General features: G+C 46.9%; 16 protein-coding genes and 1 riboswitch. Of the genes, 4 read left to right on the top strand and 12 right to left on the bottom strand.

Annotation, left to right across the window (positions count from 1 at the left end):
• Positions 1-60: 60 nt before the first annotated feature.
• A complete protein-coding gene (gene zwf, locus AC58QT_RS23580; RefSeq protein ID WP_497411162.1) occupies positions 61-1,596 on the bottom strand; it encodes a glucose-6-phosphate dehydrogenase in 1,536 nt (511 codons plus the stop codon).
• Between the two features lie 189 nt (positions 1,597-1,785).
• On the opposite strand from zwf, the gene AC58QT_RS23585 reads away from it, so the two are divergent.
• Positions 1,786-2,145, top strand: a complete 360-nt coding sequence (locus AC58QT_RS23585; RefSeq protein WP_497411163.1) for a hypothetical protein — start codon at positions 1,786-1,788, stop codon at positions 2,143-2,145.
• 45 nt (positions 2,146-2,190) lie between these two features.
• Here the strand turns inward: AC58QT_RS23585 and AC58QT_RS23590 are convergent, their stop codons facing one another.
• The gene (locus AC58QT_RS23590) at positions 2,191-2,637 is read right to left on the bottom strand and encodes a GNAT family N-acetyltransferase (protein WP_310501618.1); all 447 of its coding nucleotides are present in this window, start codon (positions 2,635-2,637) and stop codon (positions 2,191-2,193) included.
• Positions 2,638-2,767: 130 nt separating this feature from the next.
• Here AC58QT_RS23590 and AC58QT_RS23595 point away from each other — a divergent pair, with 130 nt between their 5' ends.
• Complete coding sequence (locus AC58QT_RS23595; protein ID WP_497411164.1) at positions 2,768-3,481, top strand: hypothetical protein; 714 nt, start codon at positions 2,768-2,770, stop codon at positions 3,479-3,481.
• Positions 3,482-3,569: 88 nt separating this feature from the next.
• On the opposite strand, the gene lepB is transcribed toward AC58QT_RS23595, so the two are convergent.
• The 6 genes from lepB to AC58QT_RS23625 form a co-directional block, all read right to left on the bottom strand.
• Positions 3,570-4,118: a signal peptidase I gene (lepB, locus tag AC58QT_RS23600; RefSeq protein WP_497288365.1), complete on the bottom strand. Its 549-nt coding sequence runs from the start codon at positions 4,116-4,118 to the stop codon at positions 3,570-3,572.
• 17 nt (positions 4,119-4,135) lie between these two features.
• Complete coding sequence (locus tag AC58QT_RS23605; RefSeq protein ID WP_310501620.1) at positions 4,136-4,783, bottom strand: response regulator; 648 nt, start codon at positions 4,781-4,783, stop codon at positions 4,136-4,138.
• 26 nt (positions 4,784-4,809) lie between these two features.
• Positions 4,810-5,877: a sensor histidine kinase gene (locus AC58QT_RS23610; RefSeq protein WP_497411165.1), complete on the bottom strand. Its 1,068-nt coding sequence runs from the start codon at positions 5,875-5,877 to the stop codon at positions 4,810-4,812.
• Positions 5,878-5,902: 25 nt separating this feature from the next.
• Complete coding sequence (gene liaF, locus AC58QT_RS23615; RefSeq protein WP_310501622.1) at positions 5,903-6,565, bottom strand: cell wall-active antibiotics response protein LiaF; 663 nt, start codon at positions 6,563-6,565, stop codon at positions 5,903-5,905.
• Positions 6,550-6,690 carry a hypothetical protein gene (locus AC58QT_RS23620; RefSeq protein WP_310501623.1) on the bottom strand — a complete coding sequence of 47 codons (141 nt, stop codon included), beginning with the start codon at positions 6,688-6,690 and terminating at the stop codon, positions 6,550-6,552. The genes liaF and AC58QT_RS23620 overlap by 16 nt, the downstream gene beginning before the upstream one ends.
• Positions 6,691-6,858: 168 nt before the next feature.
• Positions 6,859-7,521, bottom strand: coding sequence for a PspA/IM30 family protein (locus AC58QT_RS23625; RefSeq protein ID WP_497411166.1), 663 nt, complete (start codon positions 7,519-7,521; stop codon positions 6,859-6,861).
• Positions 7,522-7,678: 157 nt separating this feature from the next.
• A riboswitch (cyclic di-AMP (ydaO/yuaA leader) is annotated at positions 7,679-7,831 on the top strand.
• A 4-nt stretch (positions 7,832-7,835) separates the two neighbouring features.
• Between AC58QT_RS23625 and AC58QT_RS23630 the strand changes: the two genes are divergently transcribed.
• Both AC58QT_RS23630 and AC58QT_RS23635 read left to right on the top strand, forming a co-directional pair.
• A complete protein-coding gene (locus AC58QT_RS23630) occupies positions 7,836-8,627 on the top strand; it encodes a stalk domain-containing protein (protein ID WP_497411167.1) in 792 nt (263 codons plus the stop codon).
• A gap of 160 nt (positions 8,628-8,787) precedes the next feature.
• Positions 8,788-8,889, top strand: a complete 102-nt coding sequence (locus AC58QT_RS23635) for a sporulation protein YjcZ (protein WP_310501627.1) — start codon at positions 8,788-8,790, stop codon at positions 8,887-8,889.
• A gap of 117 nt (positions 8,890-9,006) precedes the next feature.
• Here AC58QT_RS23635 and AC58QT_RS23640 read toward each other — a convergent pair whose 3' ends face one another.
• From AC58QT_RS23640 to AC58QT_RS23655, 4 genes are all read right to left on the bottom strand, one after another.
• Positions 9,007-10,275 carry a molybdopterin molybdotransferase MoeA gene (locus AC58QT_RS23640; RefSeq protein ID WP_497411168.1) on the bottom strand — a complete coding sequence of 423 codons (1,269 nt, stop codon included), beginning with the start codon at positions 10,273-10,275 and terminating at the stop codon, positions 9,007-9,009.
• A 30-nt stretch (positions 10,276-10,305) separates the two neighbouring features.
• The gene (moaA, locus tag AC58QT_RS23645) at positions 10,306-11,310 is read right to left on the bottom strand and encodes a GTP 3',8-cyclase MoaA (RefSeq protein WP_497411169.1); all 1,005 of its coding nucleotides are present in this window, start codon (positions 11,308-11,310) and stop codon (positions 10,306-10,308) included.
• Positions 11,311-11,382: 72 nt separating this feature from the next.
• The gene (gene mobA, locus AC58QT_RS23650) at positions 11,383-12,003 is read right to left on the bottom strand and encodes a molybdenum cofactor guanylyltransferase (protein ID WP_497411170.1); all 621 of its coding nucleotides are present in this window, start codon (positions 12,001-12,003) and stop codon (positions 11,383-11,385) included.
• The gene (locus tag AC58QT_RS23655) at positions 12,000-12,644 is read right to left on the bottom strand and encodes an MOSC domain-containing protein (protein WP_497411171.1); all 645 of its coding nucleotides are present in this window, start codon (positions 12,642-12,644) and stop codon (positions 12,000-12,002) included. Before AC58QT_RS23655 ends, mobA begins: the two co-directional genes overlap by 4 nt.
• Between the last annotated feature and the right edge of the window lie 14 nt (positions 12,645-12,658).

Genomic DNA, 12,658 nt, shown 5'->3' on the forward strand with positions numbered 1-12,658 from the left:
TTGGACCAACACGCAAAAAACCAACAGGCCATAATCGCCTGTTGGATGAGCTTCCCTATATTAAGCTAATACGGTTGTTTTTTGAACAGTTTCCCAATCGACTTCCCCTTCATTCTGACCGTTAATCGGCCACCACTTGAAGCCATCATCACTCAAGAGCTTCGCCGCTTCTTCAGGTCCCCACGAGCCAGCAGGATAATGCTTAAGGTCCTCTGTCTGTTCACTCCATGCAGCTGCAATGCGATCCACATATGACCATGCAAGTGCAACTTCATCCCAACGCGTGAAATAGGTAGAATCTCCGCGAGTTGCGTCATAGAGCAAGCGCTCGTAAGCTTCTGGCGTATTGATGCCGATTTGACAGCTTTGGCAGAAGTCCATCGCAACAGGCACGATCACACCTTCTGAGCCTGGCTGCTTCGCATTCATTTTCAAGTAGATGCCTTCCATCGGATTCACTCGGAATACGAGCAAGTTAGGCTCTAGGTCATGCTTTTTAGCTAGATAAACATTGTTCGGAATGTTCTTGAATTCTACAACAACCTCGGTTGTTTTGACAGGCAGTCGTTTGCCTGTACGGATATAGAAAGGTACACCTGCCCAGCGGAAGTTATCCACGTGAACGCGAGCGGCAAAATACGTTTCTGTTGTCGATTGCGGATTCACAGAATCCTCTTCACGATATGCCGTGAGTGCTTTACCTTTGGCAGAACCGCCGGCATATTGACCGCGAATGACGTTCGCACGTACATCGTCACCATCTTCGAACAGACGAAGAGAACGAAGCACCTTCACCTTCTCATCCCGAATATCCTCCGGATGCAGACGGCTAGGCGGTTCCATCGCCATCATCATCAGCATTTGCAGCATGTGATTTTGTCCCATATCACGAAGAGCTCCTGAGTGGTCATAGTAACCACCGCGCTCTTCTACACCCACCGTCTCACTCAGCGTGATCTGGATGTTCGCTATGTATTTATTGTTCCAAAGCGGCTCGAAGAAAGCATTCGCGAAGCGAACGAACTCGATGTTTTGGACCATTTCTTTTCCTAGGTAATGATCGATACGATAAATGTCCTTCTCTTCAAACACTTGACGAAGCTGTCCATTCAAACGCTCTGCCGAAGGCAAATCGTAGCCGAACGGTTTCTCAATCACTAAGCGATGCCAGCCCTCTGTTTGGAGCAAACCGCCTTCGCTTAAATTATAAGAAACATTGCCGAACAATTCTGGTGCAAGTGCCAAATAGAACAAACGATTGCCGCCTGTTTGGTACTTCTCGTCCAACTTCGCTGTCAGATCATTCAGTTCATGGAATCCCGCAACATTGTTAATGTCCAGGGACATGTATTCGAAACGCTCAGCGAACTTCTCCCACTCAGCTCCATCCGAATTTTTGTAACGAGCGAACTCTTGAATTGAATTTTTCACATCATCACGGAATTGCTCGTTCGTCCGGGGTCTGCGCGCCAAACCGACTACCGCAAAATTTTCGCCAAGTTTGCCTTCCCGATAAAGGCTATAAAAGGCTGGAAACAACTTTCTTTTCGCTAAATCTCCCGTTGCTCCGAAAATATAAAACACAGCTCCACTCATCTATGCATCATTCTTTCTCTATAGGATTAGTTAATATGCTTAGCATACCTAAAATTGTCAAGCTATTCAACTTATCTAGTCACTTTAACTCATAACATTTTCTTATGAGAAACTAGACATTCGTCTATACCGTTGTAAACCGCATGGCATAGGCTAACAGTACATACCAATACGGAGGTGCCCCTAGTCATGCAACCCTTTCACCCAATCACCGAAAAAAGCTGCAGAAACCTGATCGGAAAGCCTGTTCTTATTTACTTATCGAATGGTTCAGAGATATTTGGGATCGTAAGTCGCGTTGAGAAAAACAAACTCATCTTAAATGATGAGCAACCAGCGAAAGTCAAATCATCCCTCAAAACCACTAAGCCACACCTTACCAAAAAGGTAAAAAAGAAACAAGTCCAGCCCGATACACCCGCTCCGTTGACCAATGAGGATCAACTCTCATCTTTCGGACTTATCCGGTTTGGTGGACCTCCACAAGCCAGACATACTGGCCCAGTGGATATTCAAATCGACTATATTGCCGCGATGTTTAGTGAATGACGGAAATCAAGGCTGTGGATGCTAAGTTCATCTACAGCCACTTTCTCACCGTTGCATCCTTTTCGTCATGCGATAGCAGCTGAGTTCGGGTACATAAGAATCAATCTCATATCCTCTTTTGCTATAAAATTGAATCGCTTTCGGGTTACTGTCATCTACAAAAAGTTCAAGCATTTGGCAGCGTTCACTACGTCCATAGTCTTCCGCAGCCTTCATAAGCGTATGCCCAATCCCCTTACCTTGCTCTCGCGGGTCAACAGCCAGCATATCAATAAAAAGCTTGCTTGATTTGCGAATCACAGATATGAACCCGTAGGGCCGTTTGTACCCTTTTGCGATGACGAAAGTTTTATTGCTATTCAATCGCTTACGAATCTCAGAAAAGGTCACCGAATTGCCTGACTGATACATTCTGGAAAAAGGTACTAATTGTTCAACAACTAAGCGATATATAGCAGCATCATCAATGGTAGCCAAACGTTTGCGTATCACATGGCACCGCCTCCACAAGAAGCAATAATGCTATCTTATGTTGGTGATGCTCTAATTGACCCCCCAAGTACCAATTTACCCCAGTCTACGCAAATGATATACTAAACGTATGTGAAATGAGGTGATCTAGATGATCAATGCTTATCCATCCGTTATGGCGGTGAACAGGTATCAGACTCATAAGGATTATTACCGTGTTGGAGCCGTAAGCGGAGTTGCTGGAGGTAAGACGACTACCATCCGGCGTATGTTGGATTTACCATTTGAGCAGCTCGCCTACAAACAATTCGCAAAGACAGCAGCCAAAGACGTAGCCAACTTCGTTCAAACGGCGGACAACGTGAAGAGATCAGCCCAGTCGCTCGTCCATTCAACACTAGCTCCAACGATGAACAACCAAGAACTGACTGAAGCTTCATCAGCCAACATCGCCGACAACATACAAACCTTTATTCATACCTATAATGATTTGCAAGATCAACTTGGTGACACACCTGACTACGTAAGTCATGCTTTGCTTCTAGGTCTCAAGGGGGCAGCAGGTTCTACCACACTTCATGATCTCGGGATCAGCAAGAATACCGAAGGAAAGTTAGACCTGCAAGCTGATGTTCTCGAAGAGCAACGAAAGCAACCCATTGGCATGGATCGCCAAAACTTGCTTACACTAAACAAGTTTGCAAGCTCGTTAGTAAGCAATATTGACCGCTTGCTGCAGCAACCGGCCGTCTCCTTGTTTCAACTTTCAAATTCACCACTTCAGCCATATGGGCAGTATCAATCGCAGCTGAGAACCTATTTGCCAGTGCCAATACGCGGCTTGTTGTTAGACACGAAGATGTGACCTCTAACAACCTCTAACGGCACACAAGAAGCGACAAGAGGCTGTCTCCCTCAAGTAGAAAATCTACGGGGGAGACAGCCTCTTCCATTTAGAATAACTTTTTACCTAACACATGGTCAATTGGAATGAAGCCAATGACACGACTATCCATGCTATTGTTCCGGTTATCCCCCATTACGAAAATATGGTCGGCAGGAACACTCCACTTTCGGTTCCCATTCGCTCTCATTTCCTCGTTAATGTAAGACTCATCCAGAAGCTCACCGTTGCGGTACATCTTATTATCTCGAAGCTCCAGCTCATCACCTGGCTTACCGATCACTCGCTTAATCCATACATGCTTATCATCGCCTCGGAGAAATAGACTAATCAAAGGGCTATCCATGAGATCATTTTTAAAAGTCCGTTTCATTTCCACTCTAGAGTCTATAATGACAATGTCTTCGTAGTTCGGTTCATAGCGAAACGTATGTGAAAGCTTCGAAACATACACACGTTGGCTGTCATGTAACGTCGGATCCATGGAATGGCCGCTAACGCGTGTTGATTGAAAGACAAACACACCTAGAAATACAACTAAAACAAAAGAAATCGCAATGGAACCAAACCAGCTCCAAATCTGTTTGACAACATTCAAGCTTATCTCTCCTTGCCTTATTCCGCCAGTCCGTGCTTGAAGGCATAGATTGCCGCTTGTGTGCGATCTTCAACGCCTAGCTTGGACAAAACGTTAGTGACGTGGAATTTCACCGTCTTCACGCCGATAAATAAATCATCCGCTAGCTCTTGATTCGATTTGCCCTTTGCGATCAAGCGAAGTACTTCCATCTCGCGGTCCGTTAATTCTTCATGCGGCTCCGCAGCTGGCTTCGGTTGACGGAAGCGATTCATAATTTTCGATGCCACTTGTGACTCCAGAATCGACTGCCCTTTAGCCGCGGCTCTAATTGCTTGCGCGATTTCGGATGCTCGCGAGGTTTTCAATAAATAGCTGAATGCACCAGCTTCAATAACTGGATACATTTTCTCATCATCTAAGAAGCTAGTCAAGACAATCACCTTGCAATCTGGGTATAGCTGCAATAATTTCCTTGTCGTTTCAATGCCGTCCATACCTTCCATTACGAGGTCCATCAACACGACATCAGGACGATATTCTTGCGCTAGACGAATACCATCATGACCATTGCTCGCTTCGCCTACGACCTCAATGCCATCTTCCGTCCCCAGAACAGCTGCAAGTCCAATTCTGACCATTTCATGATCGTCAACAAGTAGTACTTTGATTAAGGCGTCGTCCATTTGCTACTCCCTCTCTATGTACAGTGCTAATTCTCGATCAATTGCGCATCGCTTGCTAGAATAGGTACTCGAATCTCGATACGGGTGCCCCGTTCAGGCGCCGTAATAATATCAACCGATCCGCCAATCTCGTTCACGCGTTCCTTCATGGACACGATCCCATAGGAAGTTAACTTCTTCGCATCCAGCTCAAAGCCGACGCCGTCATCGCGAATCACTAAGCGAATGCCATCTGAACGATGCAGCAGCTTCACTTCCAGCTTATTCGCTTTGGAATGACGCAGGGCATTCGAAAGTGCTTCTTGCACGATCCGGAACAAATGATCTTCAATTCCTTTATTTAAGCGAATTTCCTCATCCATATCCCAGCTAATCGCCATAGGTACCTTGGCAGCCAACTCTTTTAACAACTCAACAAGTCCCTCAGACAATCGCTTGCCTTCGAGATGAATAGGGCGCAGATGGAGCAATAAGGCTCTCATTTCGGATTGCGCCACGGAGGCCATCTCTTCAATAAGATGAATTTGCCGCTTCGCCTTCTCAAAATCCTTATCCAACGTCCGGCCTACGGCTGTAGCCGTCATCGAAATCGCAAACAATTGCTGACTCACCGCATCGTGCAGCTCGCGTGCCAAACGCTGGCGCTCTTCAATAACCGCGGTAAGCTTGGCTTTCTCCGTAAGCTCTGCATTGCTATTGGAAAGCCGTTGGAGTGAGGTCACTTGCTCCTCCCATCGCTTCATGATACGGCTTAGTTGTTCTCCCAACCGTCCGATCTCATCATCTTCCCCGTGTTGAAATCCTTCACGGGCAAATGTCCCTTTTTCCAATAAAATCATCGTTTCCATCATCGGTTCAAGTCTGCGTGTCACCTTTGAGCTGTTCCAATATCCGAAAACCGCGCCAATTACACCTAGAATCAACAGCGCCATGAACGAAAACTTGACGCCCTGCTGCCAATTCGTAAAGGGTTGGATTAAATCTCTTGAATTCAAAAAATAAAGCATAGCACCGAAAATAGCGAAGCTAAAGAGGATGGACTCCCCCATGCTGCGCCATATCATATTCGTTAAACGTCGTTTGTAGCCGTCCACGTGGTGATCTCCGATCTCTACAAAGTTACACTACTTTGACCTTGATATCTCCTACGATATAAGAGAGCACGAGTTTCACTCGATGGTCGCAATATTGATAATTCTCCGATTGCCACACCACTTTGTTCATTACGCCTGTTTCACGTTCTTCCGCGATATGAAGCTGACCGAACATGACAGAAGCTGTTACGGAAACCCCGATATCATCAGGTACCTTAATATCAATATCCCCTACAACGCCCTGGAGGATAACTGTCGTTTCCTTTTGTTCTAGAATGGCCAGCGAGAGATCCATATACGTTTCCCCCACCAAATACCACGTCGACGTATTCCTTAGAATCCACGGTTCTCGACCAAGGCGAACACTATCGACAATCTTTTGCTTTTGTATATACGTATCATCCTTATGAGCCTGCTTAGATCGAATGAAAAATAAACCTAGTGAAATCAACACAACGGAAATGACAATTGTGAGATGGTCACCAAATAAAATGACGGCACCAATCCCCATCAGCACATAACCCTTGCGCTCTTTGCGTGAACGAACACGGTGAATGCCCAGCAAAATAAGGATTACGGCCACAATGGGAAAAAAGCCTACGGTATGATCTAGAAGCAAAAAAACACCGACTGCAATCAGCACAAGCGCTGTATTTCGGCTGCGGTTATTTTTCATTTCTTCTCCCATCGATGCACCTCCTCTGGCTGCTGCTTCATGTCTTCGTTCATACGATTCTTAGCATACCATAAGAATGGACGACCTCCAAGATGCAAATCCTTATAGGGCAAGGCTTTGCCTTTCATGGAGGTCATGCCCACGTGGCCTCTTTCTTCTGCCCTAACTCGAATTTTTCGAGTTGCAGTGCCTAAGTGGCCTCTTTACTGTTGCCCTAACTCGAATTTTTCGAGTTGCAGAGCCTAAGTGGCCTCTTTCTTCTGCCCTAACTCGAATTTTTCGAGTTGCGAGAGCGAGCGCCAACGCTATTTTCGGTTATGCGGATCTCGCTCATCGCGAGCGCGCTGCTCCTGCTGCCAATCGTGCTGCAGCTTGGTACGCAGCGCGCGCAGTTCATGCTGAAGGTTGCCCCCGGCTTCCTTCAGCGTTTCCTTCGACAGGCGGCCCGCCACGCGGAGCCCCTGCAGCGCTTCCCGGCCCAGCTCGCGGCCGGCGACCTCCAGCTCGCGCCATGTGTCGCGAGCTTCTTTGCTGTGCAGCCCGCTGCGCGGCTGCACATCCTCGGCTGCGTGCCCCGCACGCAGCCCGCGCAGTTCCTCTGCGAGCGCCAGGCACAAGTCCTGGCTGCTCGCGTACTGCGCGCGGTAGTGCTCAGCTGCGGCTTCCTCGCGCAGCTTCTCTTGCAAAGCTAGCCGCGCGAGGTCCTCTTCTCCGGCACGCATGGCAAGCTCCGCCTGCTCGGCGCGGAGCTGCGCCATTTCTTCTGCGCGAGCAATGTTGCTGCGCAAGGCAATCGTCGCCTGAAGCGCATCTTCATAGCGCTCCTCTAATTGAACGATCGTATGGTTCCCCGCATACGCAGTACTTGGATTCGTTTTGCCAATCGTCTCTTGCCAGACGGTTTCAGCCATTTTGCCGATACGGTCAAATATATTAGTAGGATCAATTTCCTGTTTCTTATCATTCATATCCAAATCGCCCCTCATCCTTCATCATACTCCTATCGTAGCTTAATAAATGATGTTCTAAAACCGACTATTGACCGTTTTTGAACCTAGACCTAAGTCTAGTATGAGAGCGGTACAACCATATTTTGGTCGTTGTTCAGGCCTATCGATGATGATAAAATATTTGAAGCCGAGTCTAGTGCGTAAATAAAGGCACTGGTACGGGGGACGAAATACTTGGGGTGAATATTTGCTTCGGCTTGGAGCAGACTAGGGAGAACCTTCTTCCCGAACCCGTCAACTAACCTCGAAGGCTCATGAAGGAGGATTACCAATTGAATAAGCTTACCAAAGGGTTAACTAGCCTGGCTGTTTCACTAACAGTTCTGGCAGGAGGCTTTCTTTCCCCATTTTCAGCTCAAGCAGCTGCAATGGAAGTGAAAGTGCAAGTCAACGATGACCTCATCCATTTCCCTGATGCGCAGCCATTTCTGGATGGCAACGAAATTACCCAAGTCCCGCTCCGGTTCGTAACCGAGAAGCTTGGTTATACAGTGAATTGGAAAAAAGATGGAAATCAGATTGAAGTAACACTAAATAACGACAAACATACGATTACCTTGGTTTCAGGTCAAAAAGAAGCCAGCATTGATCAGGAAACTGTCGAATTGGATGGCCCTTCCCAGTATCAAAATGGACGGGTTTATGTACCGCTTCGTTTCCTTTCCACAGCTACAGGTGTACCTGTCCATTGGGATGCTAGCAGTAAACTAGCTATTCTGAGTAAAGATGGCGGGCAACATGCACCGGATTATCAAGTTTTTGAGTCTACAGCTTATTCATCAGATCCTTCTGAAAACGGTGGGTACGGCGCATTTGATTACATGGGTAATCCACTTGCAGTCGGCACAGTTGCTGTTGATCCATCTGTTATTCCACTTGGTACCAAACTTTATATTGAAGGTTATTCGTTTAATGGTCTTCCGCAAGGCGGCATGTACGTCTATGCAACCGATACCGGTGGCGCCATTAAAGGAAAACGAATGGACATCTTTATCCCTGGCTCGCGAAAATCTTTGCAAAGCTTCGGCATTCAGAAAATTAAAGTGTACCAAATTCCTAATTAATTGCTTGGAAGAGCTGCCCCTTGAGAATCACACAAGGGCAGCTCTTTTTGGTAGGTGAATGTTCCGATGTAATAAGGGCATTCGTCCAATCAACAGGTATTCGCCCTACATATGTTATATAGTGTTTAACCCATATGCATTCAAAACCGGAGGGGATACTATGTCAGCTGTAGTTGGTGGAACGCCAGGATACGGAAATTCCGTAGGTGTAATTCTTGTTCTTTATGTACTGTTGGTTATCATTCTTGCTACATTCTACTAGGACTATCTTCCGTTAATTCGTTAGATTGCAAAAAAGCCCAGCCATCTGAAACTTCTATCCTAGAAGCTTCAGCGGCGGGCTTTTTTTCATTTATCAATAAATATATAAGTTCATACGTTAATTTGTTGTATAAATCCTCACACCATCACCACGCTGATACCCTTGTCCTCCAGGAGGCAACCAAATCAAACAATCTGCATCTTTGATCGACACCATGATACTTGACTTATCAATGCCCGCAGGTCGCACCCAGATGGTTCCTGACTCGACACGTGACGTTCCCCGAATATAACGGGGATAAGCAGAAGGTTTATCATAAGTCACGTCCAGAAACGCAGTAGACGCTTTTGCCTCAGGGCACTGACTCCCTAACATTTTCTTAATAATTGGCTTTGCAAATAGCTCGAAGCCTACGAAGGATGCTCCTGGATTACCAGACAATGCGATCAGTAACTTGCCCTTCCATAAGGCCGCACTTGTTGGCGTCCCTGGCCGCATCGCCACCTTATTGAACAATAGCTTACCATCGAATCGACCGAATAGCTCCACGAGGACGTCGAAGTCGCCTACAGAGACCCCACCAGAAGTCAAAATAAGATCAACATCAGGCAGCACCGCCGCAAGCGCGGCTTCCACCTCTTCCGGATCATCCGTAAGCGCTGGCATGATCCATGCTGATCCGCCCGCTGCCTCTACTTGCGCAGCCAACATGTAGCTGTTGCTGTTACGTATTTTCCCTGGCTGCATCTCCTGTTCGACTTGTAACAGTTCTGAACCTGTCGAGAATATCGCTACCTTAGGCTTTCGGTACACCACAACTTCAGAATAACCGAAGGTCGCCAGAATCGCAGCATCTCCTGGGCCAATCTGTGCGCCACCTGCAATCACGAACTCCCCACGTGCAACCTCACCAGCGATTGGCGTAATGTTGCTTCCTGCTTGCACATTTTTCTTAATCCTTACTTTGACATCTCTAGATGCCACAGATGCATCCTGCAAGGAGTCAGTCATCTCTAGCATGACAACCGCGTCTGCACCATCTGGCACAGGCGCTCCCGTCATGATACGTGCAGCCGTTCCCTCTCGAAGCGTAAGCTGGGGCATGGTTCCGCTTGGAATCCGCTCAATAACTTGTAAGACAGCCGGTGAGTCTTGCGTCGCCGTTGTAATATCCTCGGAGCGAACCGCATAACCATCCACACCGGATCGGCGAAAATGTGGAACAGCATGGTCGGCATAAATATCGTTTGCCAACCGTCTGCCAAAGGACTTGGGCAGTGAGACCGTCTCCGTCTCAGTGGGTATAACGTATGCATATAGTTCGGCTCGCGCTTCCTCAACAGAGATTACTTTCCTGCCAAACCTTAGCTTCATTTCACTGTTCACTTGATTCCATGCCCCCTGTACCCCGTTACGCTATCCGCCGATCTGTGACATCCGGCGATTAGTTGGTGTATGCGACTGTTCTTCGTTCATCAAAGCCTGAGCCATCTCATGATTTTGTGGTTTTATATCCAGCGCACGGAAGAACAGGTCCTCCACCGCTGCATCATCCCCAATATATTTGCGTACGTTAAATTCATCCGACCAATATAAGCACGGCTTGATATTGCCATCAGCCGTCAATCGCAGACGATTGCAGGTTTCACAGAAGTGATCACTAATCGGGTGAATCAGGCCGAATGAACCTAACGCGCCTTCAATGCGATAATTCTGTGCAGGGCCATTGCCATAAACCGCAGTAGAGGCCGTTGCTTCCCAGCCCATTTCCTTACAGCGGTCCAGAACCGTCGTAAGAGATAAATAGCGACTTTTCCAATCATCGTCTTGATGTCCTATTGGCATATATTCAATAAATCGCACCTGAATCGGGCGATCAATCGTCATTTGCAAGAAATCAGCAATTTCGTCGTCATTAATGCCTTTCATCAGTACCACATTCAGTTTAATTGGTGTAATACCTACACGATACGCTTCTTCGATCGAGGCTAGCACACGACGAATATCCCCACCTCGGGTGATCAAAGAGAAACGATCTGCTCTTAATGAATCTAAGCTAATATTTACACGGGTTAACCCTGCTGCTCGCAGCTTCTCAGCACGTGACGCAAAATAAATCCCATTCGTAGTCAATGCAATATCTTCAATACCGGGAATCTGAGACAGCCTTCCAATCAGCTGCTCCAGATTTTTACGTACAAGAGGCTCTCCACCGGTTAATCGTAATTTACGAACACCAAGTCCTGCTAATACGCGAACAATTTCTGTTATTTCATCAAAAGTTAACAGCTTCTCATCCGGTTCAAATTCCATTCCTTCTTCCGGCATACAATAGACGCAACGCAAATTACAACGATCTGTCACTGAGATGCGCAGGTAATCATGCATCCGCCCAAAACGATCCAATAGCAGCTTTGGCATAGGAGTTCACCTTCTCTCTCTATCTATTATGGCATATTTTCTGACAAATTCCTAGGTTTCAACGTATCCCACTTATTCCGATGACAGATTATCTAACATATCTTTATATTCTTCAGGTGTATTCATATTGGTTGCAAAATTCGTTCGAAGCCCACGTTGAACAAAAAAATCCCAATCAACAGACTGCCAATCTAAATGGTCTAATAACCCCATTAACCGATAGTTTTGTTGCTGCAGCAGCAGTTCAGCCTCCGGCCCAACATCTCGGCCATAGATGCCGTGAAGTGGGTGCAAACGACCCTCTAACTCTGGAATAACAGCATCCACATTCGTAGCTCGGCATACCTCCACCATAGCTTTTGCTGCATCGCCAGATATAAATGGCATATCGCAGCCAACAATCCATAAGTGAGTCGAATACGCAACCTTGGAGGCGGCATGAATCCCGCTCAAAGGTCCTTTCTGGGGATAGATATCCCTTACACAAAGTACTTCTATATCGACGGTTACCCCCGCGAGCACAGGCTGCAAGGGTTCCACTTCATTGGTTACGACAATAATTTGCTCACAGCTGTGGGACATTTCTTTCAATTGTCTTTGCAGAATAGCCTCGCCTTGCACAGGTAAGAGAGCCTTTGGCCTCCCGCCCATACGGCGATTCAAGCCTCCGGCAAGAATAACGCCCGTAATCATTCCTCAAGCTCCGCCAATCGTTTCCTAAACGACTGCTTCCAGCTGCTCGATAGCGCTTCGACAGCAAGAACTCTTTTAACCCCTTCGATATTGTATTTATCGTGGTATTTGATCTGATTAGCGTACGCAACCGTCACCCCGGCTTCATCTCTAGCAATGAGTCTCAACTCCGAATGAGGTGAAATACGCCCCTCTTGCAGCACTCGGAAATAATACCCTGTATAGCCTGTTTCCTGAACATGGAGCGTAGCTTCTGGCCAATCCATACGCTTAGCTAATTTGTGACACGGCTGCCTAGGCTGTGAGACTTGAACGATTACCTCATCAATGGCGAACGTATCCCCAATCCTCACCTCATGCTCCTGAAGACCACGGATTGTAAGATTTTCTCCAAAGGTAGCCCCATCTAATTTATACCCCCTGAGCGTTTCCCAGTAGGCATAATGCTCCTCCGGATAAACACAGATGGCTTTATCTACGCCACCATGAACCGTCAGATCCGCTTGTCCATCCCCTTCTATTTGTATTTTGGATACAAACAAAGAGGAGCTGACTGGGGTCTTATAAATCCCTGTAGTCAGCTCTTTGCCTCGATAGGCTATTGTTTGGGGTAACCCCACATTAATCGATGTTATTTGCATGGCAAATGTCCCTC

The sequence above is a fragment of the Paenibacillus sp. J31R109 genome (genome assembly GCF_059692055.1).

Coding starts and splice junctions, on each gene's coding strand:
- zwf (WP_497411162.1), bottom strand. CDS start 1,596: ATGAGTGGAGCTGTGTTTTATATTTTCGGAGCAACGGGAGATTTAGCG.
- AC58QT_RS23585 (WP_497411163.1), top strand. CDS start 1,786: ATGCAACCCTTTCACCCAATCACCGAAAAAAGCTGCAGAAACCTGATC.
- AC58QT_RS23595 (WP_497411164.1), top strand. CDS start 2,768: ATGATCAATGCTTATCCATCCGTTATGGCGGTGAACAGGTATCAGACT.
- AC58QT_RS23605 (WP_310501620.1), bottom strand. CDS start 4,783: ATGGACGACGCCTTAATCAAAGTACTACTTGTTGACGATCATGAAATG.
- liaF (WP_310501622.1), bottom strand. CDS start 6,565: ATGGGAGAAGAAATGAAAAATAACCGCAGCCGAAATACAGCGCTTGTG.
- AC58QT_RS23620 (WP_310501623.1), bottom strand. CDS start 6,690: ATGACCTCCATGAAAGGCAAAGCCTTGCCCTATAAGGATTTGCATCTT.
- AC58QT_RS23625 (WP_497411166.1), bottom strand. CDS start 7,521: ATGAATGATAAGAAACAGGAAATTGATCCTACTAATATATTTGACCGT.
- AC58QT_RS23635 (WP_310501627.1), top strand. CDS start 8,788: ATGTCAGCTGTAGTTGGTGGAACGCCAGGATACGGAAATTCCGTAGGT.
- moaA (WP_497411169.1), bottom strand. CDS start 11,310: ATGCCAAAGCTGCTATTGGATCGTTTTGGGCGGATGCATGATTACCTG.
- mobA (WP_497411170.1), bottom strand. CDS start 12,003: ATGATTACGGGCGTTATTCTTGCCGGAGGCTTGAATCGCCGTATGGGC.
- AC58QT_RS23655 (WP_497411171.1), bottom strand. CDS start 12,644: ATGCAAATAACATCGATTAATGTGGGGTTACCCCAAACAATAGCCTAT.